This is a genomic window from Gynuella sunshinyii YC6258, from assembly GCF_000940805.1.
GTDB classification, from domain to species: domain Bacteria; phylum Pseudomonadota; class Gammaproteobacteria; order Pseudomonadales; family Natronospirillaceae; genus Gynuella; species Gynuella sunshinyii.
The window spans coordinates 2,958,571-2,984,794 of record NZ_CP007142.1; the positions used below are offsets into that span (position 1 = coordinate 2,958,571).

Sequence of the window (26,224 nt, forward strand, 5' to 3'; positions counted from 1 at the left end):
TTTAGCGCGCGAGTTTATCAATGACAGCAGCTCTTAGTATTCAGGATCTCCGTAAAGTCTACGATAACGGATTTCAGGCTCTGAAAGGTATCAATCTTACGGTCCAATCAGGAGATTTTTTTGCTTTGCTGGGCCCGAACGGGGCCGGTAAATCGACCACTCTTGGTATTGTCTCATCTCTGGTTAACAAAACCTCCGGTGAGGTTTCTGTTTATGGTTATGATCTGGACAACCAGCGTAATCAGGTGAAGAGGAACCTTGGGGTTGTACCTCAGGAATTCAACTTTAACCATTTCGAAAAAGTCTACGATATTGTTATGCAGCAGGCCGGCTACTATGGCCTGACCCGTAAAGAAGCCAAGTCAAAAGTGGAAAAATGGCTTCGACAGCTGGATTTGTGGGATAAGCGTTCCGAACCGGCTAGAGCATTGTCCGGTGGAATGAAACGCCGCTTAATGATTGCCCGGGCATTGGTTCATGATCCCAAGCTGTTGATTCTGGACGAACCGACCGCCGGTGTGGATATTGAGATTCGACGGACCATGTGGGATTTTCTGAGGGAGCTTAATCAACAAGGTACAACGATTATTCTGACGACTCATTATCTTGAAGAAGCCGAAAGTCTTTGCCGGAATATTGCCATCATCAACAAAGGGGAAATAGCCGTCAACACGTCCGCCAAAGAGTTACTGTTGCTATTAAATAAAACCACCTTTGTGATGGACTTCAAGCAGCCCAAGCAATTGCCTCAAGCCATCATTGACCAGTTTTCAATACGCCAGTCCGAGCCATCCTTGATTGAATTTGATCTGGAGAAAGAGCAGTCATTGAACGCCGTACTAGCCGGAGTGACCGCAGCCGGTGTCGAAATTGCCAGCGTTCGGCCTAAAAACAATCGATTGGAAGAAGTATTCGTGGATTTAATCAAAAAAGACGGAGGCAGTCGGGCATGAAGGAAAATTGGGTTGCATTTCAAACCATTGTCACCAAAGAAATTCGTCGTTTCATGAGAATATGGCAGCAGACCCTGTTGCCTCCTGCGATCACGATGGTGTTGTACTTTATTATTTTCGGTAACCTCGTGGGTTCCCGGATTGGGGACATGGGGGGATTCGATTACATGAAGTATATCGTTCCCGGACTGATCATGATGTCTGTTATCACCAACTCCTATGGCAATGTGTCGTCATCATTTTTCAGCAATAAATTCCAGAAAAGTATCGAGGAGTTGCTGGTATCACCTGTTTCCAATAATACGATTCTGTTGGGTTTCATCATCGGAGGTATGTGTCGTGGACTGTTGGTCGGGCTGATAGTTACTGTGTTGTCGCTGTATTTTACCAGCTTGCATGTTCATAACATGTTTGTCATTGTTTCTACGGTAACTTTGACGTCGGTGTTGTTTTCCATTGGTGGTTTTATTAACGCCATATTTGCCAGGACGTTTGATGATATTTCCATTATCCCGACATTTATTCTGACTCCCTTAACGTATTTGGGTGGAGTATTTTATTCGATTTCCCTATTGCCGGATTTCTGGCAGATGGCGTCCAAATTGAATCCGATACTGTACATGGTGAATGCGTTTCGTTTCGGTATTCTGGGCGTCAGTGACATCAATATTTATGTTGCTTATCTGATGATCATATTATTCACGGGTGTGCTGTATGCATGGGCCTGGGTGTTGTTGAACCGTGGTTATGGGTTACGGAACTAGGATATCGAGTATGGCTGATTTGAGAGATGCCCCGTTAGGTAAAACATCGTTATACGTTGACCAGTATGACCCATCTTTGTTATTTCCAATTGCCCGGGCCAATAATCGTTCAACCCTGAGCGCTGAGAAGTTGGAGTTAGCATTCCATGGTTTTGATGTCTGGAATGCCTGGGAGTTGTCCTGGCTCAACAACAAAGGCAAGCCGGTGGTTGCGGTTGGGGAGATCATTATTCCTGCGCAGTCGCCCTGTTTGATCGAATCCAAATCGTTGAAGCTGTACCTGAACTCATTCAATCAGACACGCTTTGATGATATTGGTGCGGTTACGGCAGCCATTGAAAAGGATTTGAGCAAAGCCGCGGGTTCTGAGGTCAAAGTTAACATTTTAACACTGGAAAATGCGTTGCAGCCGTTTGGAACAATACATTCGGTTGAGGGTTGTTGTGTGGACGAGCTGGATGTAGATATCGATGTCTACTCCACGACTGATCCTCAGTTGCTGAAAATTTCACCGGATGATGTGGTCAGTGAAACCCTGGTCAGTCATCTGATGAAGTCCAATTGCCCGGTTACCGGTCAGCCGGATTGGGGGAGTGTCATTGTGAGCTATACAGGCCCACGGATCTGTCCTGAGAGTTTTCTGAGATATGTGGTCTCGTTTCGGCAGCATACGGAGTTTCACGAACACTGTGTGGAGCGGATGTTTATGGACATATTGAAACTTAGTCAGCCGACTGAGTTAAAAGTGAGTGCCCGCTATGTTCGCAGAGGAGGGCTTGACATCAATCCAACCCGATCGATGCACCCGGTAACATCGGACAATCTCAGATTGTTGCGACAATAGTTGTCGCGATTGAGGAAGCCGGCGCGATGCCGGTTTCTACAGCAGCTTTTCTTTTAGCAGTTTTTCAGCTTTTTCCAGTGCCGATACGATTCTGTCTTTCTCGTAGTTTTTGACCTTCTCCAGATCCAGATGCATTGAAAAGCCATCAAACTCATACTCAGTGAAAGACTGTTGGGAACCAAGGTCACGGCGGAAATCGACGACCTGGTAAATCGGCACTGGACGGCTGAAACCTTTGGCATGAATCTGGCCTTTTTCGCGGCACAGTATGGTGTCTTTGACCACACTGTAGGTTTCGTAGGAGATCAGAATTTCTCCTGCATCGGCAGCACTTTCGAGTCGGGCGGCGAGATTCACTTCCTTGCCGATGATGGTGTAGTCCATACGGGACTCAGCACCGAAATTACCTACAGTGGCATAGCCGGTGTTAATGCCCATACGGATTTCCAATGGTGTTTTCAGACCCTGAGCCCGCCATCTCTGGCGGAGGACCTTCATATGGCGACGCATTTCGATGGCCATGGATACGCACGCCTCGGTATCTTTCTTCAACCCCTTCGATTCCGGGTCACCAAAAAAGACCATGATGGCATCACCTATGAATTTATCGATGGTGCCGCCATGTTTCAGGGCGATCTTGGACATATCCGTGAGATAGCGGTTCAGAATATCCGTCAAAGTTTCCGGCTCGATTTCCTCTGATAACGCAGTGAAGCCCTGTATATCGGAAAAGAAAATCACCAGTTTCTTACGATGAGTCTCCAATTTGACGTCTTTCTTGCCGGAAAAAATGGTTTGCCAGACCTGGGGGCTAAGGTATTTGGAAAGCTTCTGTGACAACCGGCGATACTGTTCATTTCGTTGCTGCATCTGGTTTTTGGCAGCAAGCAGCATGCGCGATTGCTTATGGTTATAGTAAGCGGTGACGCCAACATAAATCCCTACCCCGATTGCGAACACATAGGCCATGCTGTCGGGGGCGTCACCCATGATCTGAAGCTGGTTGGGCATTAAATAGAATGTGGCCAGTGCTCCTGCAGCCATAAACAATAAACAGAAAATATAGGAAAAAGCTTTGCCTGTGGTTATAAACGAGGCATTGGCCATGATAGCCAGGAGCATTGTTGGTATGGGGGATGCGCCCAGTAGCACAGATACGGCACCATACATAACAGCATCAAAGAGAATCAGTGTGTAAACCACTTGAGCGGTATATTTTTCCCGGATCGGGGCAGTCAGAAATTTGGCCAGGTGGGGATAAACCAATGCCAGTACAACCATCAATATATAGAGGTTTGACAGATAACCGGCATACACTCCGGTAACAGCACTGGCTGAAATTGTCAGATAGGCTATCGTACGGCTGTTGTATTCCGGTGTAATGGGAAAGCGGTCGGTTTCCTGATTATCGCTGACAACTTTTTTTGCTTTCTTTAGTTTTTGTTTAAGTTTCATGCTTTAAAACAATTAGCCCTAATCTGCATGCGAGCCTGGAAACATTTTCGGGACCTTACCTGAAATAGCCCCGCAGCCACATAAACATGACTGATTTTCTCGGGAAATGACAATAATGCTACTATTGCCTGCGGTAAAGAGTTTCCCCGTTAACAGAGTTAAAAACCGGATCTATAGTATATCGTTCAGCTCAAAGGGCAAGGAAATTACCCGAAATTGCAGAAGCGCTATTTGTCAGCAATAACGCCGCTGTGCCTCCAGTACCAGTCCCTTGCCTACGCTGTTGAAAAGATCCCCCTGAACACATGTTGCATTCGGAAAGCGTGAGCGAATGTATTGATCTACCGCATGTAAAGCGGTTGATCCACCGGTAGTAAAAATAGTGCTGATATCTCCCGGTTTGAGCTCGGCCTGATTCAAGGTCTCGTCAATTGCATGAAACACCCGCTGCAGGTCATGATCGATTGCATCTGACAACTGACGCCCGGTGACTAAGCATGATAACGAAGGCGACTCTTCCAGAAAGGCCAGAGAAATGTCTGTCTGTGGTAACGCAGACAGGTCAATTTTGGCCTGTTCCACCAAAGCAGCCAGGCGGTGGCCGTCTTTTTGTTGAATCAGTTTTAGTAGTCGATCAATCGGTCGGGTGTCTGCCATTCGCAATCTCAGATCCTGCAGACTCCACAGGGTTTTCCGGCTATACAACAAGTGAATACGGTGCCATGTGGCCAGGTCCACGTAGAAATGCTTTGGCATTTCCACACCAGGTTTATCCTTATACTGAACATGCATGCCAAATTGGTTCATGACGGTAGCCAGACTCAGGTGGCGATCAAAGTCGGTCCCACCAATGTGGATACCATGATTGGCCAGAATATCATCATGACGATCCGCTTTGTTTTTCAGGGATGGGGATAGCCTGAAAATGGTGAAGTCAGACGTACCACCGCCCATGTCGATGATCAGGGCGATTTCCTCCTGCTTAATTTGTTGCTCGTAATCGTGGGCCGCGGCAATAGGTTCATGCTGGAAGGAAATGTTTTTAAAGCCAATGGATTCGGCAATAGTGCGAAGTTTTTCTTCTGCCACACGATCCAGTTCGGCATTGTGGTCGTTGAAATGGACTGGACGCCCAAGCACAACGGAATCGATATCCTGCTGGCAGAAGCTTTCTGCGCGTTCTTTCAGACTGGTCAGAAAAAAAGCGATGATTTCGCTAAACAGATATTTGCGAGTCTTGATCTGAGTGCCTTCTTCCATCTGGCTGGATCCCAGAATACTTTTCATAGAGCGCAACAAGCGACCGAAGTGACCGTTGGTGTAGGAGTCTATTGCTTTGCGGCCAAAAGATATTTCATCGCTGTGAAAATCGAAAAACAAGGCACTCGGTAAGGTGGTTTCAGGGCTTCCTGTAATCGGGTGCTGCTCCAGAGGCACCATTACCGCCTGATCACTTTGAATTACCCCAATGGTTGAATTTGAGGTGCCAAAATCCAGTCCGCACAGTGACATGTCGGTCTCCAGCCTGAATAAAAAAGGGCGCGGAATAATACAGGTGGAAAATGAAAATGCAATGGTGACGGGATAATTGTGGTGGAAGTGGCCGGAGAGTCCCGGTCAGTCTTCGTGAGGCTGACGGAAAACACTGATGGGCTGGATAAGCCAGTCAGTGTGGGACTGCCACCGGATGAGAGACATTATAAGGTGGTTGCCTTGGCAGGTGATTGCGAAATTTTGTTTGTTTTTTAGCTATATTGATATTTTATGTCTTGAATGAAAAATTATTTGAAATAATATGTCGATATATTATTTTAGGGTGAAATGCTATGCCTTTGGATCGTTATGATCGTCACATTCTGGATCTGCTTCAGCGCAATGGACGACTTACCAATCAGGAATTGGCGGAGTCAATAGGCTTGTCTCCATCGCCCTGTCTACGCCGGGTCAGGGCGTTGGAGGAGGATGGGCTGATCATCGGTTATCGGGCGATGTTGAATGCCAAAAAACTGGGATTGACGTTGATGGCATTGGTTCATATCTCTATGGATCGCCATACTCCCGAACGGTTTGTGAATTTCGAGGCAAAAATTACCGCGCTTCCCGAAGTGCTCGAATGCTTATTGATTACTGGGCAGGATGCGGATTATCAGTTGAAGGTTGTAGTCAGAGATATGGATGCTTATCAGGAGCTGTTGCTGGAAAAAATTACCCGGATAGAAGGGGTTAGTGGTGTCCATTCCAGTTTTGTACTCCGTAAGGTAATGGATAGCACCGGGTTGCCGGTTTAGTTTACCGTTACTTTGAATTCCATCTGTTGCAGATCATTTGCTTCCAGATGATCGATAACCCAGCGCACAAAGCGAATATCCCGGGGTTGCAGTTCGGTATTGAACAGGGTGTATTCCGGAAAGTAATCTTCGCCATTATCCGAAACCAGATAAACAGATGCATTCTTTGATTGGCTGAAGCCGATATACGTGGTTCCGTCAGGAACCGGATTGTCGACTTTAATATTGACTGCATCATCGCTACCCTGATTTTCCACGGTAATGACAAGTACCAGTTCATCTCCCTGGCGAACAGATGTCGCCTCAGCTCTTTGTTCAGAAACGCTGCCCTGCTCATCGGTCACGGTTTGTTCCTGGTAAATGGTGCTGGAGATAACAATCTCAGCATCGGCAAAGACATTAGGTGCACAAACCGGGGTCGTCGATATCAGCAACCCTATTAATCCCCGTTTCATTCGTTTGATCAGCTTCATTGTATCGAGCCCAGTCATTAGCGACTTTTAACTATTGAATCCGTCTAGTATCACAATAATTGAAACGTAAGTTGTCGATTTTTCTTAAATATATGTGAGTTTTCTGTCGAAACTTTGACTGGTTCTCATTTCTGCAAAGAGTGACAAATAAATGTCATTTTAAAATTCTGTTTTATGACAGTTTTTCGACGAAAATAACATTGTCGTTTTGAATGGTTATTTCCGACAACGACATGTCTGTGAATGCACTTAGCTAATGAATATTGCAGTAGTAGAGTTAAGTGCGGATATATGAACAGGGTGATTCGGTTTGTTATTTTTGTGATGGTAGTGGCAGTCTCATTGCCTGTGGTTGCTGTTGTTCCTGCCATTAATGACCCTATCAATGATCGCAGTATGCCCGTCTGGACCAGTAGTCAGGTGGAATTGCTCGGTCGCTCTGCCCTGACCCGGTCAACAAGCAGAAACATCCCCGCACAGGTTCCTCTGATGATGGTGATGGTTGATTTCAGTAATCAAACCTTCACAACTGCCCAGGCTGACTGGCAACAAACCATGTTTGCGGAGGAGGGCAGTGTAAACTCTTATTATCAATGGACTTCAAACAATCGCTTCTCCTTTATTGATGCCGGTTCCAGGCGTGTCAGTCTGGGCATGAATCACCCAGACAGTGGTTCAGACTTTTCGGCAGCCAAAGCATTGATTAAAACGGTTCTGGTCACCTTGTCTTCATCGGTGGACTTCAGTCTCTATGACGGCAATGGTGATGGTCGGGTGAGCCCCCAGGAACTGGCGTTGGTATTTGTAGTGGCTGGTTACGAAAATGCCTATGGTGGTGCGTCCGCGCCTCGCCCGAATATTTGGGCACACCAGAGTTATGCCGGAGTGACCAGTGATGGTGTGACATTGGGTTCTTATGTCGTTGTTGGTGAACTTCATGGGAATCACCCCGCGACGATAGGCATTATTGCCCATGAGCTCGGGCACCTGGTTTTCAATCTACCTGATTTATATGATCGTGATGGTTCTTCGCAGGGTATTGGCTCCTGGGGATTAATGGGCTTTGGGGTTTGGAACACGGCTTACGGTAAGCTTGGAGACAGCCCCGCAAGAATGTTGGCCTGGAGTCGAGAGCAAACCGGATTTGGCAATGAAGTCAGTATTGATGAGACTGATAAGAATATCCTTTTGCAACCGGGTCAGTATGTCAAAGTCCGGCTTTCCAATTATGAGACCTTGTATCTTGAGCAGCGTGATGGCAGCTCCTTTGATGCGGGTCTGCGTGGTAGTGGTATGTTGATTTCTCACGTCGATAATCGTAAGAGCAATAATGATGATGAAGATCACAAGCTGATTGATATAGAGTCTGCGGATGGCATGTTTGATCTGGACAATAATCGTAACTCTGGTGATGCCGGCGATCCATTCCCTGGTGAAGGACGTGTTTATGAGTTCGGACCTGACTCTACGCCGTCCAGTCTGACATATGATGGAGAAGACTTGGGGGTGCGGGTGTATTTTGGTCCGGATGGTGATTTTAGTTTCGATCAGAGTGTTCGCCGCTCAGCCAGTAATGAAAGTGCCAGTGGCTCGCTGGGTGTATTCCCTGGTGCGCTCGTGGTAGTGTTGGTGGTGGGTTGCAGAGCTGGAGGCAGGTCCCGTCACGTTTGATTGTGCAATGGTCATTTCCACGCAACCTGTGATCTGAGGGATACCTGTTCCAGGGGATCACTATTTCATATTCGGTTGAGGACCGTTGGCTTGGGTAACACTATTTTTGAATTTTTGTGGCAACGTTGGTTTCTGGTTATTTTGTTTGTTCTCATTACTGCTGTAGCAGCGGCACCTGAATCCGTGCAGATGATGCTGAGCTTTCAGCGTGACGCCATTGATAACGGTCAGCTCTGGCGCTTGTTGACCTGTCACCTTGTTCACCTCAACTGGCAGCACTGGATGCTGAATTTGTTTGGTTTCAGTATTGTTTTTTATGTCTGTCCGCCTTGGTTGGGGCAGTGGCAGGGAGTATTGGTTTTCTGTTTCCTGGCGCTGGTTGTTGGATTGGGGATTTATTGGTTTGACGCGCAGTTGTGGGGTTATACCGGGCTGTCTGGAGTGCTTTATGGGCTGTTATGTCTGGCGTTGATCTTCAGTCCATTCTATTCGTTAACAATCCGCTATATTGCGGTTCTGGCGGTTACCGGCAAGATTATCTGGGAGCAGACACCGTTTTATTCCGATTCCATGATTGCCGGTTTTATTCATGCACGAGTGGCGCAGGATGCTCACCTGTATGGGCTTCTGGGATTCGTTGCTATATATGGGTCCTATGTCTTTGCCAGACTTCTATCCAGTTCAGTCAAAAATGCCTGAGCAGCATTGCTGAGTGTCCGGTTTCTGTGACGGATATACCCGAGTTTTCGGGATAACGCCACGTTTTCAACCTCTAAGATCACCAGACTGTCATCTACCATCGTACGTGGTAGAACACTCCAGCCGAAACCCACGGAGACCATTACTTTAATGGTTTCAAGGAAATTGATAGGCAAAGAAGTCCGCAGTGGTAGTTTGTGTTGGTCAAACAGTGCTTTGACAATCTGATACGTAAAGGTTTCCAGCTCTGGAAGCAAGGCATTGGCATAACATAACTCATTCAGACGCACCGATTTTTTGCGTGCCAGCATGTGATCCTTCCCAACCACAAAAACCAGCGAGTCATGCCAGATCAGTTCACCGACCAGCACTTTGTCCAAATGATTTGGAAGCGTCACGAAGGCCAGCTCGATGTCACGATTGATAACTGATTGATAGGCACGCTCTGACTCGAGGAAGTGCAGGTCCAGCTCTACATCAGTGTGATTGCTGATGAAACCCTTGAGAGTGGATGGTAGGCGGTATAAACCAATGTGGTGGCTGATGGCCATTGACAGGCGGCCGCCAACGTTATGCGCCAGATTGCCGACAATCTGACGGGCTTCACGGATTTCCTGGGCAATGCGCTCTGCAGGTGGGATGAGTGCCCGGCCTGCTTCCGTTAGCAGAACTTCTCGCCCCACTCGGTCAAATAGTCGTGCATTGACCTGATTCTCCAGTGACCGAATGCGTTTGGAGATTGCAGGTTGTGTTAAATGCAGTCGATGTGCCGCTTCCGAAAATGATCCGGTTTCCACGACTGCCAGAAATGCCATGAGCGCTTGAGTATCCATGTTTGATTTTTTGAATTACCAAAAGTAATTAAATTTATAAATTTTATGAATTTGTTTTATCTGTTGATTAATCCTAAAATGTGTCGGCGATTCAGACAACAATTTTTTGATAGGAAATGACTTGTGACTGGCAAAACCCTATATGACAAATTATGGGACTCTCATGTTGTCAAAGAGAGAGAAGATGGTACTGCGTTAATCTATATTGACCGGCATCTGTTGCATGAGGTGACTTCACCGCAAGCATTTGAAGGTCTTAGATTGGCAGGGCGCACTCCCTGGCGTCTGCAGGCGAATTTGGCAACGCCGGATCACAACGTTCCTACAACAGTGGAAGAGCGTAAAGCGGGTATTGATGGTATTGCTGATCCGATTTCCAAAATTCAGGTACAGACTCTGGATGAAAACTGCAGTCTCTTTAATATCACTGAATTCAAAATGGGTGATGAGCGCCAAGGCATCGTTCATGTGGTCGGGCCAGAGCAAGGTGCAACACTTCCAGGTATGACCGTTGTTTGTGGTGATTCCCATACATCCACTCACGGCGCATTTGCAGCATTGGCACATGGAATTGGTACTTCTGAAGTGGAGCATGTGCTGGCGACTCAGTGTCTGATTCAAAAGAAAATGAAGAATATGCTGGTACGTGTCGATGGTCAGTTGTCGCCATGGGTAACGGCCAAAGACGTGGTTCTGCATATTATTGGGGTGATTGGTACTGCCGGTGGTACCGGTTATGCCATTGAATTTGGTGGTAGCGCTATTCACAGCCTTTCTATGGAAGGCCGTATGACCATTTGTAACATGGCAATCGAGGCAGGTGCGCGGGCCGGTATGGTCTCCGTTGATGATATTACCCTTGAATATGTAAAACATCGTCCTTATGCACCAAAGGATGAGCAATGGAAGTTGGCAGAAACATCCTGGCGTGAACTGGTATCAGATGAGGATGCAGTGTTTGATCGGGTGGTGGAGATTAGTGCTGAAGATATTCTGCCGCAGGTGACCTGGGGAACTTCTCCTGAGATGGTGCTCCCTGTTGGTGCCAATGTGCCTGATCCCGCTGATGAAGTCGATGAGGCGCGTAAACAGGCTATTGCCCGTGCTTTGGAATATATGGGATTGCAGCCGAACCAGGCGATTACATCCATCAGGCCTGATCGTGTGTTTATTGGTAGTTGTACCAACTCCAGAATTGAGGACTTGCGCGAAGCTGCCAAGGTGGTCAAGGGAAAAAAAGTGGCAGATTCTGTCAAGCAGGCTTTGGTTGTGCCCGGTTCGGGATTGGTGAAGGCCCAGGCAGAAGCTGAAGGGCTGGATAAAGTCTTTATAGAGGCCGGAATGGAATGGCGTGAACCAGGGTGTTCCATGTGTCTGGCCATGAATGCCGATAAATTGGGCGCTGGAGAACATTGTGCCTCAACTTCCAATCGCAATTTTGAGGGGCGTCAGGGATGGGGAGGCAGAACTCACCTGGTTAGCCCGGCTATGGCCGCTGCCGCTGCCGTTGCGGGACATTTTATTGATGTAAGAGAGGTCATGACTGATGCGTAAATTTGAAACATTCAGTGGGATTGCGGTGCCGATGGAGCGGGCCAATATCGATACCGACATGATCATTCCAAAGCAATTTTTAAAATCGATTAAGCGTTCCGGTTTTGGCCCCAACCTGTTCGATGAACAGCGTTATCTCGATGAAGGGCAGCCGGGTATGGACTGCAGTCAGCGACCACTGAATCCTGATTTTGTACTAAATCAGCAGCGTTATCAGGGCGCGCAGGTGTTGGTGGCTGGAGAAAACTTTGGCTGTGGGTCATCCCGTGAGCATGCGCCATGGGCGCTGGATGACTATGGGTTCAAAGTCATCATTGCTCCAAGCTTTGCTGATATTTTCTTCAATAACTGTTTTAAAAATGGATTGTTGCCAGTAGTCCAGCCTGTGGAGGTTGTCCGGCAGCTGATCAGCGATATTAAGAACAACGAAGGTTACCAGCTGAAAGTTGATTTGCAGCAGCAGCGGATTATCAAGTCTGATGGTTCTGAATTGGCCTTTGATGTTGATGAGTTCCGGAAATATTGTCTGTTGAATGGATTGGATGATATTGGCCTGACGCTTCAGGATGCTGACTCCATAAAACACTATGAAAGTAAGATGAAATCGATAACCCCGTGGTTATTTGCAGATGCAGAGCAGTGAGAGAGACATGACAAAAAAAATTCTGATTTTACCTGGAGATGGTATTGGTCCTGAAATTATTGCAGAGGCTACCAAAGTCATTTCAGTCACTCAAAAACGTTTCGCACTTCAGCTGGAAATGGAAACCGCTTTGGTAGGTGGGGCTGCGCTGGACGCTCATGGTTCTCCATTGCCGGAACAGACGCTTGAGCTTGCCAAAGCCAGCGATGCTATTTTGCTTGGAGCGGTCGGCGGTCCCAAATGGGACAAAAATGAAATGGCTTTGCGCCCGGAGAAGGGGTTGCTTGGGTTGCGCTCCAACCTGGCTCTATTTGGTAATCTCCGTCCTGCCATTCTCTATCCTCAGCTGGCATCAGCATCGACTCTGAAGCCTGAGGTGGTTTCCGGGTTGGATATATTAATTGTCCGAGAGCTGACGGGCGGCATCTATTTTGGTCAGCCTCGGGGGATCAGAGAAGTTGATGGTGAACGCCAGGGGTTCAATACGTATGTTTATAGTGAGTCGGAAATTCGCCGTATTGCTCATGTTGCTTTTGAAGCTGCCCGTAAACGTAATAAGAGAGTCTGTTCGGTTGATAAAGCCAATGTACTTGAAGTAACTGTACTGTGGCGTGAAGTGATGGAAGAGGTGGCCAAAGACTACCCGGATGTCGAATTGAGTCATATGTATGTGGATAACGCCGCGATGCAGTTGGTACGTAATCCTAAGCAATTTGATGTCATGGTTACCGGCAATATGTTTGGTGACATCTTGTCTGACTGCGCTTCTATGTTAACGGGCTCAATCGGCATGTTGCCGTCGGCATCTCTGGATGAGCAAGGCAAGGGCATGTATGAGCCTATACATGGTAGTGCACCTGATATCGCCGGACAGGGTATTGCCAACCCATTGGCCACTATTTTGTCTGTGGCCATGATGTATCGCTATAGCCTTGGGTTTGTTGATGCCGCTGATGCTATCGAAAAAGCCGTGTCTGATGTGCTGGATCAGGGGTTGCGAACTCCGGATATCTGGTCTGAAGGCGCCACCAAGGTTGCCACCTCGGAAATGGGTGATGCGGTTGTAGCGGCACTGTCAAAATGAATTTTTAAACTTTAGGATGTGTAGACAATGAAAAAACTCGGTCTTGTGGGCTGGCGCGGAATGGTCGGCTCTGTATTGATGGGCAGGATGCGCGAAGAACGTGATCTTGAAGGTTTGGATGTTACGTTTTTCAGTACTTCGCAGACAGGTGAGGCCGCTCCTGAGGAAGCGGGTGCTGGCGCGACATTGCAGGATGCAAACAGTGTGGAAGCGCTGGCACAGATGGATATCATCATTTCCTGTCAGGGTGGAGATTATACCAAGGCAGTGCACCCTGCTTTACGCCAGTCAGGCTGGCAGGGATATTGGATTGACGCTGCATCTGCACTGAGGATGGTTGAAAGTGCGGTTATCGTGCTTGATCCGGTTAACCGCAAAGTGATCGATGATGCTCTGGCGTCAGGGGTTAAAGATTATATCGGTGGTAATTGTACTGTCAGTCTGATGATGATGGCGTTAGGCGGGCTATTTGAACAGGATCTGATCGAGTGGATTTCGCCGATGACGTATCAGGCTGCTTCTGGTGGTGGCGCTCGTCATATGCGTGAATTGATTAATCAGATGGGGCTGATTAATTCAGAAGTGGCCGATCTGCTGGCAGATCCTGCTTCTGCTATTCTCGAAATCGACCGCAAGGTGTCTGCTAAAGCCCGTTCCGCTGATTTCCCGGCTGACCAGTTTGGGGTGCCATTGGCAGGCAGTCTGATTCCGTGGATTGATGCCCAGTTGGATAATGGTCAGAGCAAAGAAGAATGGAAAGGTCAGGCGGAGACCAACAAGATCCTCGGGCGTAGTGCTGAGCCGATTCCTGTAGACGGCCTGTGTGTTCGTATTGGTGCCATGCGTTGCCACTCTCAGGCGTTGACCATCAAGCTCAAAAAAGATCTGCCTGTTGCCGACATTGAAGCTATTCTGGCGGGGGCTAATGATTGGGTTAAGGTTATTCCCAATGAAAAAGAGGCTACTATAAAAGGACTTACACCGACTGCCGTAAATGGCACCTTGTCAGTTCCTGTTGGGCGTATTCGCAAATTATCCATGGGTCCACAGTACATTAGCGCCTTTACTGTAGGAGACCAGTTATTGTGGGGAGCCGCAGAACCCTTGCGCAGGGTTTTGAATATTGTACTGGGAAGATAAATGGTTTTTTGCAGTTGTTAAAAAAAGCCGGTAATCCGGCTTTTTTTTTCCAATTTGCAGTTTGATAGATCTATTATTCTTATTTGTCATTATTGAATATTTGAAATCATGTGTTTTTTTGACGAATAGAGTTAATGGCCTAAGCTGTGATATTGGTCAAAATAACGAATGAGAAATCTAAAAAGGTTAGTTAGTTGAGTGCTTTTAAGCAGGGCAAAAGTTGCTAAAAGTCTATTATTAATTAATACTTAGGCGACGTTTTGAAAGATTTTTCTCAAAAGTTTAACAACAAATTTGCAAATGAGAACTGTGTCTCACAAAAAAATAATTGTGATTTCAGCTGAATCATCATTAGCTCATTTGAATGATCAAAAAAAAAGGAAAACTGATATGGTGCGCAAGTTAGCTACGCTATTGCCATTGGTGGTTTTACTGGGAGCCAGTGGCGCTAAGGCCTTAGGTCTTGGTGAGCTCACCCTTAAGTCATCTTTGAACGAGCCTCTTTCGGCAGAAATAGACTTGTTACAGGAAGAGGATTTGAGCTCGGGTGAGATATTGCCAACCTTGGCAAGTAATCAGGATTTCCAACGGGCAGGTGTGCAGCGTTTCTTTTTCTTATCCAATATTCAGTTCTCTGTGCTTGATAAAGGCAACGGTCAGAAAGCGATTCAGTTGTCCACCAAACAACCTGTTCAGGAACCATTTTTAAATTTCCTGGTTGAGGTTAACTGGCCGGCGGGACGGCTGCTTAGAGAATATACAGTTTTGTTGGATCCGCCGGTATATGATGAGTCGCCTGTAATCGAGTCAGAAGTGGTTAGCCCGGCTACAGCACCTAAGTCATCTCAGTCCAGTGTTACGACTATTCAGAATCAGCCATCGGTCAAGTTTGATGAAAACACAGTGACCTCATCTCAGGCTGTTCCTACACGCAAAGAAAACCTGAAACCAAATCAGTACCGGGTTCAGCGCGATGATACTCTATGGGATATCTCAGTTAAGTTTCGCCCAGATCGATCGCTGTCTCCACAACAGGTAATGGTTGCTATCCAGCGTTCTAATCCATCTGCTTTCATGGGCAATAATATTAATCGCCTGAAGGCCGGTAGTCTGCTTGATATCCCAACTGCTGATCAAATCAAGTCCATTTCCCAGAGTGACGCATTAGCAGAAGTTTCACGGCAAAATAAACAGCTTAAGAACCCTCAGCGAGAAGGTGAGTCAACATCTGTACCCATTAGTGCATCGGGTTCGGCCACTTCAGCATTAAAAGATGGAAATGAGAAAAATCCTGATGGCTATTTGGAGCTGGTAACGCCGAAAGACAAAACTGATTCAGCCTCTGCGGCTGGAGAAACAACCGCCAAAATTGATGAGTTGGAAAATAAATTGGCGATGGCGCTTGAACTGAATGATCAGTACGAGCGTGAAAAACAGGATCTCAACAGTAGGGTCAGTGAGCTTGAAGAACAAATCAAGCTTATGGAATCAATGATCAATCTGCAGAGTGAAACCGGGACTATTCTGGAGAACCAGGATTCCATACAGGAAAATGCTGATAAAAATGCAGCAGTTGATCAGGCAGTAATTCCTGATACCGGAATGGGAACTGATGGTCAATCATCTGATCCCGCTTCAGCAGGTGTAGCACCGATTGATCAAGGTCAATCGGCAACTACTGATAATTCGGCAACTACTGATAATACTGCGCAAGAGATCACAACACCTGAGCCGGTTACACAAACTCCGCCACCAGCACCAAAACCGGTTATACCACCTCCAGCCCCTCAGCCGGAACCTGGTATTATTGATATGATTCTGGGTAGTACTACCAATATGATTGCTGTGGTACTTGTGGTTCTGATGGTTATCTTGCTGCCGTTCTATTTCATTTCAAAACGTAAAAACAGTCAGAATCTGGTGGAAGAGGACGACACAGATTTCAATCTTGAAGATGATGAAGATCCTTTCGATTTGGGTGATTCTGATCATGAAATGGCTCCGGAAGATGCCGATGAGCTGGCTGACGAATTTAATTCGGCTACCAGCAAAGATGATAGCGAAGAGGCTGACGTTGTCGCCGAAGCGGATATTTATATAGCGTATGGCCGCTATGACCAGGCCGAGGAATTGCTGAAAAAAGCTATTTCTCAAGATGATTATCGCGATGACATCAAATTGAAACTTGCTGAGGTTTATACCGAGACGGGTAATGCCAGTGGTTTCAATGCGATGGCAAAAGCGCTTGATTATGCGGATCCAGATATCAAGCAGAAACTGGCGGAATTGAAGGCCAGAATGCCGCAGGATGATATGACTATGTCATCAGGGCTTGAAGATGACAGTCTGGATTTAAATGTTAGCCTGGAAGATGCCATTGATGAACCTGAGGTTCCAACTCTGGCAAGCGAAGCACCAGAAGCTCCGGTTTCAGAAATGGAAGATTTTGACCTTGACTTGCCAGATGATTTCGATACAGATCTTTCGTCTGAGGATGTTGATCTCAATACCCGCAAAGAAGAGTCAGATACATCTCTTGACTTTGATCTGGGTGATAACGATTTCTCCCTGCCGACGGTTGATGAAGAAGCTCCTGTTGGTGAAAAAGCCGAAGAAAAAGATGAGTTCAGTCTGGATTTCAATCTGGATGATTTCGGTGGCGATACTGAAAGTGAATCTCCTGCGTCCAGTAAGGACGAGAGTGCAGAAAGTGACGACTTTTCCATGGACTTCTCTTTGGATACAGACGAAGGTTTGGACGATTTGGGATTGGATCTTGACAGTCCGGCTTCCGAAACTGAGAGCGCTCGGGAAGAAGAAAACCCGTTTGAAGCTTTGGATGCTCAGATTGAAGCGCTGGGTGGGCTCGATGATTTTGAGACTACTGCTGAGAATGACTTGGAAAGCAGCGACTTTGAAAGCATGGACATTGGGTCAGACGACGATTTCTCTATGCCAGCCCACGACGAGGTTCCAGAGCTGGATGAAGTAACTGACCTTGAGCGGGATGATTTGTCATCAGATTTAGGTGCAGACCTGGATGGTGACCTTGATGATGATTTTGGGTTCCTGGCCGGAGCAGACGAAGCTTCCACTAAACTTGATCTGGCTCGTGCATACATAGACATGGATGACAGTGAGGGAGCTCGTGAAATTCTTGAAGAAGTGTTGGCAGAAGGGAATGATCAGCAGAAACAGAAAGCTCAGGAACTGATTGCTCAGTTGAGTTAATATAGTCACTTCTTGTTTTTTGATTGATACATCACACCGGCTTATCAGATAAGCCGGTGTTTTTGTTTTATAAGGCTTATGGAAGAAATTTTCCCCCCCTCCAATCCTGATTATCCGATTAGGGTTGCCATGATTGTCGAGTATGATGGTTCCGGTTACTTTGGCTGGCAGGTACAGAAAACTGGAGTGACCACTATTCAGTCAGTACTTGAGGAAGCTATTTCCCAAGTTGCAAATCACCCTGTCGATACTATTTGTTCAGGTAGAACAGACTCTGGTGTGCATGCGTGCAGGCAAGTCATTCACTTTGATACCAATGCACGACGCAAAGATTACGGTTGGACCGTCGGAACAAATACAAAGTTGCCAGATGATATTTCTATCCAATGGGCCAAAGAAATGAATCATCATTTTCATGCCCGTTTCAGTACCCGTGAACGCCGCTATAGGTATGTCATTTATAACTATCCTATCCCTCATAGTATTCTGCGTAATGGGATGACCTGGATAAAATACCCTCTGGACCACCAGGTGATGCATCAGGCTGCTCAATGCCTGGTGGGTACGCACGACTTTTCGACTTTCCGAGCTGCGAACTGTCAGGCTGCTTCGCCGGTTCGCACGATAAAAGGAATCTCTGTTGAGCGCTATGGAAACATGCTGGTGCTGGATGTGCGTGCGGATGGGTTTTTATATCATATGGTAAGGAATATTGCCGGTGTGTTGATTGATATCGGATCTGGCCGGCAGCCGGTTGACTGGTGCGGTTATTTGTTGAGTTTGTGCGACAGAAACCGTGGTGGAGTCACAGCAAAAGCGGCTGGGCTTTACTTTGTGGATGCCATATACGACTCCGTGTTTGAGTTACCTGAAACACCTGTCGGTCCGAACTTCTTAACCTGGATGCAAGATAAAGGCTAATGCTATGAAAGTGAAAATTTGTGGGTTAACCAATTTGGAAGACGCATTGCTCGCCTGTAATGCTGGTGCAGATGCGCTCGGATTTGTGTTTTATCCCCCAAGTGCAAGGTATGTAGAACCTGCGCAGGCAGCTGAAATCATTAAACGCCTACCGCCTTTTATTACTAAAGTTGCATTATTTGTTGACCCGGAACCAGAATGGGTTAATCTTGTGCTCTCGCAGGTTGCAATAGACTGCATACAGTTTCATGGCAATGAATCAGATGAATTCTGTCAACAATTTTGTAAACCCTTCATTAAAGCACTACGTGTTGAGTCCAAAGAATTTTTGGACCATCAGATGGCGTGTTTTCCAAATGCCTCAGCTCTGCTGTTGGATGCCTTTGTAGAGGGTATTCCAGGCGGTACCGGCCAGTGTTTTGACTGGCAATTAATAGATCCTGAATTGAAAAAGCGCCACCGTTTGATTGTCGCGGGTGGTTTAACCCCGGATAACATTCGGCAGGCGGTGGATATCACATCTCCTTATGCTGTGGATGTCAGTGGTGGTGTGGAGCAATCCAAAGGTAAAAAGGATCAACAACTTCTCGAACGATTTATCGCACAGGCGAAAGCCTGAAAAATTTTTTCAGGTGTGGCTGAATTTGGAGAATATTATGTCTGATAAAAAACCTAATGACCTTAAAAGCATGCCAGATGACCATGGTCACTTCGGTATTTATGGTGGTCGTTATGCTTCTGAAACATTGATGTTCGCTCTGGAGCAACTGGAAAAAACTTATAACACTCTGAAAGAGACAGCTGAATTCCGTGAAGAGTTTGACCGGGATCTGGCTCATTACGTTGGACGACCATCACCTCTTTATTTTGCCCGTCGGTTGAGCGAAACCTGGGGCGGCGCAGACATTTATCTTAAGCGCGAAGATTTAAATCATACTGGTGCCCACAAAGTAAATAACACCATTGGTCAGGCGTTGCTGGCCAAATATACCGGTAAGCCCAGAGTGATTGCTGAGACCGGTGCCGGTCAGCATGGTGTTGCCAGTGCTACTGTAGCTGCGCGATTGGGGTTGAAATGCGTCGTGTACATGGGCGCTGAGGATATTGAGCGGCAGAAGCTGAATGTGTATCGGATGAAGCTGCTGGGTGCTGAAGTGGTTTCGGTAAAGTCTGGGACGCGTACGCTTAAGGATGCCATGAATGAGGCAATGCGTGACTGGGTTACCAATGTTGACGACACCTTTTACATCATCGGAACGGTCGCAGGGCCGCATCCTTATCCTCAGTTGGTTCGTGACTTTCAGGCCGTCATTGGTCGGGAGGCAAAACGCCAGATTCTGGAACAAACAGGAGCATTGCCTGATGCCCTGGTTGCATGTGTAGGTGGTGGTTCTAATGCAATCGGGCTGTTTCATGAATTTCTGAATGATGAAGAAGTTGATATTTATGGTGTCGAAGCTGGTGGGTTGGGAATAGAAAGCGGGCAGCATGCTGCTCCTCTAAGTGTTGGACGTCCCGGTGTTTTGCATGGCAACAAGACCTATTTGATGGCCGATGAAAATGGTCAGATCATGGGTACTCATTCTGTTTCTGCCGGACTTGATTATCCAGGAGTCGGGCCTGAGCATTCCTGGTTGAAAGATATTGGTCGGGTGACCTATGTCGATGCTACGGATCAGGAAGCGTTGGCGGCGTTTCGGGAGCTGACTCTGGTTGAAGGTATTATGCCAGCTCTGGAATCATCTCATGCTGTGGCATATGCCAAGAAACTGGCCCGTAAAATGGGTAAAGGTAAGCGTATTATCGTAAATCTGTCTGGCCGTGGAGATAAAGATGTGCACACCGTCGCGGCGATAGACGGCCTGGAAATTTGAGAGGAATCAACATGAAGCGCATAGAAAGTACTTTTGGCCGTTTGCAGGAGCAGGGCAGGCAGGCATTGATTCCTTTTATCACCTGTGGGGATCCCCGCCCTGAGGTAACCTTGCCTCTGATGCACGGGCTGGTAGAGCAGGGTGCAGATATTCTGGAGTTGGGTATTCCCTTTTCAGATCCGATGGCCGATGGTCCGGCAATCCAATTGGCCAATGAACGTTCTTTGAGTCATGGTACCGGCCTCAAAGATGTATTGAGCATTGTTCGTGAGTTCAGAGATACCAATACCAATACTCCGGTTGTGTTAATGGGGTACATGAATCCCATAGAGTTTATGGGCTACGAAAACTTTGCTTTTCAGGCACAGCAGGCAGGTGTTGATGGTCTGATTACTGTGGATTTGCCACCTGAAGAGTGTGATGTGCTGTTGCCTATATTGTCTGATCATCAGATTGACCCTGTGTTCCTGTTAACACCCACAACTTCAAAAGAGCGTGCTGCCAGAATACTCAGTTATTGCAGTGGTTACGTTTACTATGTGTCTTTAAAAGGAGTCACTGGGTCCAACAGGCTCGATGTCGCTGACGTGGCAGAAAAAGTAGCCGCGATTAAAGCCCTTACAGACTTGCCAGTAGCCGTAGGCTTTGGCATTAAAGATCCTGAGTCTGCACAAGCCGTTGCGAGAGTAGCGGACGGTGCGGTTGTCGGGTCGGTGCTTGTGAACAAGGTGGGTGAGCTGCAAAACAGCGAAACCCGCGAAATCGTAACGCAGGTAGCCGGGATTATTGGTCAGATGCGTACCGCAATGGACCAACGTTGATCTCGGACATTTCATCAGAATTAACAACGATTATAAGGAAGGATTATGAGTAGCTGGTTGGACAAACTTGTGCCTTCAATCATGCGGTCAGAAAGTAAAACCAGTCAGATTCCTGAGGGACTGTGGCGAAAGTGTCCTAAGTGTGGGTCACCTCTCTATCGTCCGGAGCTGGAAAAAAATCTGGATGTCTGTCCGAAATGTGATCACCATCACCGTATTTCGGCGCGTCGTCGTCTGGACTTGTTTTTAGATGAAGACAATCGTGAAGAAATCGGTGGTGAAGTAGAGCCCGTAGACCGTCTTAAATTCAAAGATACCAAAAAATACAAGGATCGGTTGTCTTCGGCTCAGAAATCGACCGGAGAAAAAGACGCATTAATTGCCATGAAAGGACAGCTTGAAGGTAAACCGGTAGTGGCTGTGGCATTTGAATTTGCATTTTTGGGTGGTTCCATGGGAGCTGTGGTTGGAGAACGATTCACCCGTGCTGCACATATTTGCCTGGAACAAAAGATCCCACTGATCTGTTTTGCGACTTCAGGTGGTGCCCGGATGCAGGAAGCGTTGCTGTCACTGATGCAAATGGCTAAAACCAGCGCCGTGCTGCAACGTATGAGAGAGGCCGGTGTTCCTTATATCTCAGTCATGCTCGACCCTTGCTTTGGTGGCGTTTCTGCAAGTCTGGCGTTGTTGGGTGATATCAATATTGCTGAACCCAATGCTTTGATCGGTTTTGCCGGACCTCGTGTCATCGAGCAGACCGTTCGTCAGAAGTTACCTGAGGGATTCCAGCGCAGTGAATTTCTATTGGAACATGGTGCGATCGATATGATTCTGGCACGTAAGGATATGCGCCCACGAATTTCCGCTATTCTCAAAAAGCTTGATCATCAGAACGTTGCCTAGTGTCGCTGAAAACTCTCTCAAACTGGCTTTCCTATCTGGAAAGCCTACATCATCAGGAAATTGATCTCGGTCTTGAACGAGTCGGTCGCGTAGCTGAGCTGCTGAATATTGATAAAGGTAAAGCCACTGTATTTACTGTAGCCGGCACTAATGGTAAAGGGTCGAGTTGTGCATTTCTCGACACTATTCTAACCATTCAGGGTTATCGTACCGGACGGTACAGCTCTCCCCACATTCTGCGTTTTAATGAGCGTGTTCTGTTAAATGGCCAGGAAGTAGATGATTTGCGACTGGTCAGAGCATTTGAGCAGATAGAGCAGAGTCGTGATGGTATTTCCTTGAGTTATTTCGAATACACCACTCTGGCTGCAATGCTGATATTTCAGCAGGCTGACCTGGATGTCTGGATTCTGGAGGTTGGGCTTGGAGGTCGACTGGATGCCGTTAACATTATTGATCCTGATGTAGCACTGGTGACTTCTATTGCTTTGGATCATCAGGATTGGTTGGGCAGCGATCTGGTTCAGATTGGTCGCGAGAAAGCAGGAATTTTCAGAACAAATGGGTTAGCTGTCTGTGGCCAGCAGTACGATGTTGAAGGTGTCGTAGAGCGTGCTGTCGCACTAGATTGCCGTTTTCATTTGAAAGCCAGAGACTTTAAATTCGAATATTCCCCGGAATCGGACGAGTGGTGTTGGCGAGGAAAAAACGCCGCCGGAGATGACCTTGTTCTGGAACATCTGCCGTTACCTCAATTACCGCTGGAAAATGCTGCGACAGTTATTCAGGCGCTATATCTGAGTGGCTTGAACATCTCGGTAGACAGTATCGCGCAGGGTATGCGCCGGGCCAGGTTGTCCGGGCGTTTCCAGGCTCTGCAATATCAGCAACATCGGTTAATTCTTGATGTGGCACATAATCCCCAGGCAGCGACGATGCTGGTGCAGCGCTTGCGGGCCGAGGGGATCCTGCATCCGGTAATTATTGTCGGTATGCTCGCCGACAAGGATTGTCGTCGCACGCTTGAGATTCTGGCGGCAGCTGAGCCTGTCAGTCTGGTGTGTATTGATCTTAATGTTCCCCGTGGTCAAAGCGCTCTCAAACTGGCAGAATTTGTTCCCGACAATATACGGGCTGTGATGAAAATGGCTCCTGACGTCGTATCTGCTCTAAATGGTATGGTGATGCCGGGCCCGGAGGATATAGTCGTTTGCGGTTCTTTTTACACAGTATCACAAGCCATGCAGAACGTCTGATCCAGATAACATCAGCCCAACACGGTTAAGGTAGTGAAGTGGAAGATACGGTAAAGCGAAGAGTAGTGGGTGCCGTTGTGCTGGCATTTTTTGCAGTTTTGATTGTGCCTGCGTTGTTGGATGGTGAAGGCCGGATTCCCGAGGTGGATAATATAGAAGTGCCACCGATGGTGAAGAAACCGGATACATCAGAACTGACGGTAGAGCTACCGGTTGAAGCCAGAAAAAGTGATGTCCCCATCGCTGCCCAATCTCCTGAATCCAGGCCGGCAGCGTCGGAAACTTCTTCACCCAAGGATAAGCCCGCCACTGCTGTTACAGCAACACCTGCCGCTACCGAACCCCAGGATTATGACGCCCAGGGCCAGTTGAAAGCCTGGTCGTTACAGATCGCCAGTTTCAGAAGTACTCGTAATGCTGCAGCTTTGAGGGATAAGCTCCGCCAACAGGGCTATCGTGCCTATAACAAAGAAAGCGTGTTATCTGATGGCAGCACTCTGACGCAGGTTTTCGTCGGGCCTGAGTCCAGCCAGCAAAAAATATCCATACTTAAAGATCAGTTGACCAAATCTGCCTCTGAACTAGGGCTGAGTGGCCCTCCTCTGGTCGTCCGCTATAGACCCAATTGAACTTTTCTACTGTATGTCTCTGTCAGGTCAGCTCAACAGGATATGACTGATATGTCATAAACGAGTTTAAAAATATCAACCGTCTGATAGAATTCGCTCGCTTTTTTATCAGGCCATGGGAACCTGCATGACCGCTATAGACTGGATCATTGTTGTTGTAATTATCGTTTCCGCGCTCATCAGCCTTAAGCGTGGATTTGTCAAAGAAGCCTTGTCTCTAACTACCTGGATCCTGGCGCTGGTCGTCGCAAGGATATTTTCCGGCAAGTTGGCGTATCTCATGTCCGACCTTATTAGCTCTCCAAACTGGCGCATTGCGGCAGCGTTTGCCATATTGTTTGCAGCAACACTGGTGGTTGGTGCCATGATTAATCATTTGTTATCAGAAGTGATTCGCATGACAGGGTTGACTGGCACGGATCGGCTACTGGGTATGGTATTTGGTGTTTTGAGAGGCGTTATCATTGTTGTGGCCATTCTGGCTGTCATGAAACTGTTTGCACTTGAGCAATTGTGGCCTGATTCTGTACTGGTAGGTTATTTTGAACCAGTGATTCGCTGGACCGGCGAATATGTTCACAAAGCTTCCGAAGCGCTGATCAATATTGGTCAATAATCCGATTCAAACTTAGAGAGAAATTTTCATGTGTGGCATTGCGGGTATACACGCTTATTCTCCTGTTAACCAGTCTCTGTATGACGCGTTAACAGTTTTACAACACCGTGGTCAGGATGCCGCTGGTATTGTGACTGAACAGGATGGCAAATTCTTCCTGCGCAAGAGCAACGGTCTGGTCAGGGATGTATTTCATACCCGCCATATGACCCGGTTGAAAGGTAATACCGGTATTGGACATGTACGTTATCCTACTGCCGGTAGCGCAAGTTCTGCGGAGTCCCAGCCATTTTATGTCAATTCTCCATACGGTATTGTCCTGGCCCACAATGGTAATCTGACTAACCAGCAGCAATTGGTCAGAGATCTGTTCAAAGCCGACTTACGCCATGTCAATACTACCTCCGATTCAGAGGTACTGCTCAATGTATTTGCTCATGAGTTACAGCTACAGGGTAAGCTGCAACCGACCGAGGTGGATATTTTTGCGGCAGTGGAAAGTCTGTTTAAACGGTGTCGAGGGGCATATGCCGTTGTTGCGATGATTTCCGGTTATGGCATGCTTGGCATTCGTGATCCATATGGTATTCGCCCGCTGGTATATGGTCAGCGCACAGACTCCAGAGGACGAACTGAATATATGATTGCCTCTGAAAGTGTTGCCCTGGATGCGCTCGGATTTACCATAATTCGCGATGTCCAGCCTGGTGAAGTTGTGTATATCAACGCTCAGGGTGAGTTGTTTACCAAAAAGTGCGGTCCGTCATTAACTCAGACGTCCTGTATTTTTGAATATGTGTATTTTGCCCGTCCAGATTCATTTATTGATGGTAGTTCAGTTTATCGTGCCCGGGTACGAATGGGGGAATACCTTGCTAACAAAATCATGCAGGAACATCCCGAACATGATATTGATGTGGTGATTCCAATTCCTGAATCCAGTCGTACCAGTGCTTTGGAACTGGCCAATCATCTTGGAGTCAAGTTCCGTGAAGGGTTTGTGAAAAACCGTTATATTGGCCGTACCTTTATTATGCCGGGTCAGGCAATGCGGAAAAAATCAGTTAAACAGAAACTGAACCCTATTGGTCTGGAATTCAAGGATAAGAATGTATTACTGGTAGATGATTCCATTGTGCGTGGAACCACGTGTCAGCAGATTATCGAGATGGCCAGGGAATCAGGAGCCAACAAAGTCTATTTTGCCTCTGCGGCCCCTGCTATCCGTTACCCGAACGTTTATGGCATAGACATGCCAGCCAAATATGAATTAATCGCTCATGACCGGACTGATCAGGAAGTTGGAACTGCAATCGGTGCAGACTGGTTGGTGTATCAGGACCTGGAAGATTTGATTAAAGCGGCAACTCCCAGTGATGAAGTTGACGGTGCCAGAGAGTTTGATTGTTCAGTTTTCAACGGCAAATATGTGACTGGTGATATTGATGAGCAATATTTGGCAGCATTGGAAGCCAGTCGTAACGATTCCGCCCGTGAGACAAAAGACAAGGAAGATAAAAGTGCGATGATCGATCTCCATAACAACGCTTGAGCAAATGCATAACCTGT

At 47.1% G+C, this 26,224-nt stretch carries 24 protein-coding genes; 20 read left to right on the plus strand and 4 right to left on the minus strand.

Annotation, left to right across the window (positions count from 1 at the left end; all coding sequences use genetic code 11):
* Positions 1 to 20: 20 nt before the first annotated feature.
* The 3 genes from YC6258_RS13100 to queF are packed head-to-tail and all read left to right on the plus strand — an operon-like array spanning position 21 to position 2,561.
* Positions 21 to 953 carry an ABC transporter ATP-binding protein gene (locus tag YC6258_RS13100; RefSeq protein WP_044617383.1) on the plus strand — a complete coding sequence of 311 codons (933 nt, stop codon included), beginning with the start codon at positions 21 to 23 and terminating at the stop codon, positions 951 to 953.
* On the plus strand, positions 950 to 1,717 hold the full coding sequence (locus YC6258_RS13105) for an ABC transporter permease (protein WP_044617384.1): 768 nt from the start codon (positions 950 to 952) through the stop codon (positions 1,715 to 1,717). Before YC6258_RS13100 ends, YC6258_RS13105 begins: the two co-directional genes overlap by 4 nt.
* 10 nt (positions 1,718 to 1,727) lie before the next feature.
* A complete protein-coding gene (gene queF, locus YC6258_RS13110) occupies positions 1,728 to 2,561 on the plus strand; it encodes an NADPH-dependent 7-cyano-7-deazaguanine reductase QueF (RefSeq protein WP_044617385.1) in 834 nt (277 codons plus the stop codon).
* A gap of 36 nt (positions 2,562 to 2,597) precedes the next feature.
* Here the strand turns inward: queF and YC6258_RS13115 are convergent, their stop codons facing one another.
* On the minus strand, positions 2,598 to 4,016 hold the full coding sequence (locus tag YC6258_RS13115; protein ID WP_082070699.1) for an adenylate/guanylate cyclase domain-containing protein: 1,419 nt from the start codon (positions 4,014 to 4,016) through the stop codon (positions 2,598 to 2,600).
* Between the two features lie 234 nt (positions 4,017 to 4,250).
* On the minus strand, positions 4,251 to 5,528 hold the full coding sequence (locus tag YC6258_RS13120) for an Hsp70 family protein (RefSeq protein WP_044617386.1): 1,278 nt from the start codon (positions 5,526 to 5,528) through the stop codon (positions 4,251 to 4,253).
* Between the two features lie 314 nt (positions 5,529 to 5,842).
* On the opposite strand from YC6258_RS13120, the gene YC6258_RS13125 reads away from it, so the two are divergent.
* Entirely contained in the window at positions 5,843 to 6,304 is a 462-nt protein-coding gene (locus YC6258_RS13125; protein WP_044617387.1) for an Lrp/AsnC family transcriptional regulator, read from the plus strand.
* On the opposite strand, the gene YC6258_RS13130 is transcribed toward YC6258_RS13125, so the two are convergent.
* The gene (locus YC6258_RS13130; protein WP_044617388.1) at positions 6,301 to 6,777 is read right to left on the minus strand and encodes a DUF11 domain-containing protein; all 477 of its coding nucleotides are present in this window, start codon (positions 6,775 to 6,777) and stop codon (positions 6,301 to 6,303) included. The genes YC6258_RS13125 and YC6258_RS13130 overlap by 4 nt on opposite strands.
* A 291-nt stretch (positions 6,778 to 7,068) precedes the next feature.
* Here YC6258_RS13130 and YC6258_RS13135 point away from each other — a divergent pair, with 291 nt between their 5' ends.
* Entirely contained in the window at positions 7,069 to 8,448 is a 1,380-nt protein-coding gene (locus YC6258_RS13135) for a M6 family metalloprotease domain-containing protein (RefSeq protein ID WP_044617389.1), read from the plus strand.
* A gap of 90 nt (positions 8,449 to 8,538) precedes the next feature.
* Positions 8,539 to 9,147: a rhombosortase gene (gene rrtA / locus YC6258_RS13140; protein WP_044617390.1), complete on the plus strand. Its 609-nt coding sequence runs from the start codon at positions 8,539 to 8,541 to the stop codon at positions 9,145 to 9,147.
* Here rrtA and YC6258_RS13145 read toward each other — a convergent pair.
* Complete coding sequence (locus YC6258_RS13145; RefSeq protein WP_044617391.1) at positions 9,102 to 9,980, minus strand: LysR family transcriptional regulator; 879 nt, start codon at positions 9,978 to 9,980, stop codon at positions 9,102 to 9,104. The genes rrtA and YC6258_RS13145 overlap by 46 nt on opposite strands.
* 123 nt (positions 9,981 to 10,103) lie before the next feature.
* Between YC6258_RS13145 and leuC the strand changes: the two genes are divergently transcribed.
* The 14 genes from leuC (at position 10,104) to purF (ending at position 26,207) form a co-directional block, all read left to right on the plus strand.
* Complete coding sequence (gene leuC, locus YC6258_RS13150) at positions 10,104 to 11,534, plus strand: 3-isopropylmalate dehydratase large subunit (RefSeq protein WP_044617392.1); 1,431 nt, start codon at positions 10,104 to 10,106, stop codon at positions 11,532 to 11,534.
* Positions 11,527 to 12,177: a 3-isopropylmalate dehydratase small subunit gene (leuD, locus tag YC6258_RS13155; RefSeq protein WP_044617393.1), complete on the plus strand. Its 651-nt coding sequence runs from the start codon at positions 11,527 to 11,529 to the stop codon at positions 12,175 to 12,177. Before leuC ends, leuD begins: the two co-directional genes overlap by 8 nt.
* Before the next feature lie 7 nt (positions 12,178 to 12,184).
* A complete protein-coding gene (leuB, locus tag YC6258_RS13160) occupies positions 12,185 to 13,261 on the plus strand; it encodes a 3-isopropylmalate dehydrogenase (protein WP_044620016.1) in 1,077 nt (358 codons plus the stop codon).
* A 27-nt stretch (positions 13,262 to 13,288) separates the two neighbouring features.
* Positions 13,289 to 14,401 carry an aspartate-semialdehyde dehydrogenase gene (gene asd, locus YC6258_RS13165; RefSeq protein ID WP_044617394.1) on the plus strand — a complete coding sequence of 371 codons (1,113 nt, stop codon included), beginning with the start codon at positions 13,289 to 13,291 and terminating at the stop codon, positions 14,399 to 14,401.
* 390 nt (positions 14,402 to 14,791) lie between these two features.
* Entirely contained in the window at positions 14,792 to 17,632 is a 2,841-nt protein-coding gene (locus YC6258_RS13170) for a motility hub landmark protein FimV (RefSeq protein ID WP_044617395.1), read from the plus strand.
* A gap of 129 nt (positions 17,633 to 17,761) precedes the next feature.
* Entirely contained in the window at positions 17,762 to 18,553 is a 792-nt protein-coding gene (truA, locus tag YC6258_RS13175) for a tRNA pseudouridine(38-40) synthase TruA (protein WP_245627054.1), read from the plus strand.
* Between the two features lie 4 nt (positions 18,554 to 18,557).
* Positions 18,558 to 19,172 carry a phosphoribosylanthranilate isomerase gene (locus tag YC6258_RS13180; RefSeq protein WP_044617397.1) on the plus strand — a complete coding sequence of 205 codons (615 nt, stop codon included), beginning with the start codon at positions 18,558 to 18,560 and terminating at the stop codon, positions 19,170 to 19,172.
* Between the two features lie 37 nt (positions 19,173 to 19,209).
* Positions 19,210 to 20,427 carry a tryptophan synthase subunit beta gene (gene trpB / locus YC6258_RS13185; protein WP_044617398.1) on the plus strand — a complete coding sequence of 406 codons (1,218 nt, stop codon included), beginning with the start codon at positions 19,210 to 19,212 and terminating at the stop codon, positions 20,425 to 20,427.
* A gap of 11 nt (positions 20,428 to 20,438) precedes the next feature.
* Positions 20,439 to 21,248: a tryptophan synthase subunit alpha gene (trpA, locus tag YC6258_RS13190; protein WP_044617399.1), complete on the plus strand. Its 810-nt coding sequence runs from the start codon at positions 20,439 to 20,441 to the stop codon at positions 21,246 to 21,248.
* A gap of 45 nt (positions 21,249 to 21,293) precedes the next feature.
* Positions 21,294 to 22,154: an acetyl-CoA carboxylase, carboxyltransferase subunit beta gene (gene accD, locus YC6258_RS13195; protein ID WP_044617400.1), complete on the plus strand. Its 861-nt coding sequence runs from the start codon at positions 21,294 to 21,296 to the stop codon at positions 22,152 to 22,154.
* Complete coding sequence (gene folC, locus YC6258_RS13200) at positions 22,154 to 23,410, plus strand: bifunctional tetrahydrofolate synthase/dihydrofolate synthase (protein WP_044617401.1); 1,257 nt, start codon at positions 22,154 to 22,156, stop codon at positions 23,408 to 23,410. The genes accD and folC overlap by 1 nt, the downstream gene beginning before the upstream one ends.
* A 38-nt stretch (positions 23,411 to 23,448) precedes the next feature.
* Entirely contained in the window at positions 23,449 to 24,039 is a 591-nt protein-coding gene (locus tag YC6258_RS27300; protein WP_144407640.1) for an SPOR domain-containing protein, read from the plus strand.
* A gap of 127 nt (positions 24,040 to 24,166) precedes the next feature.
* On the plus strand, positions 24,167 to 24,655 hold the full coding sequence (locus tag YC6258_RS13210) for a CvpA family protein (RefSeq protein WP_044617402.1): 489 nt from the start codon (positions 24,167 to 24,169) through the stop codon (positions 24,653 to 24,655).
* Between the two features lie 28 nt (positions 24,656 to 24,683).
* A complete protein-coding gene (gene purF, locus YC6258_RS13215; protein WP_044617403.1) occupies positions 24,684 to 26,207 on the plus strand; it encodes an amidophosphoribosyltransferase in 1,524 nt (507 codons plus the stop codon).
* The last annotated feature ends 17 nt before the right edge of the window (positions 26,208 to 26,224 follow it).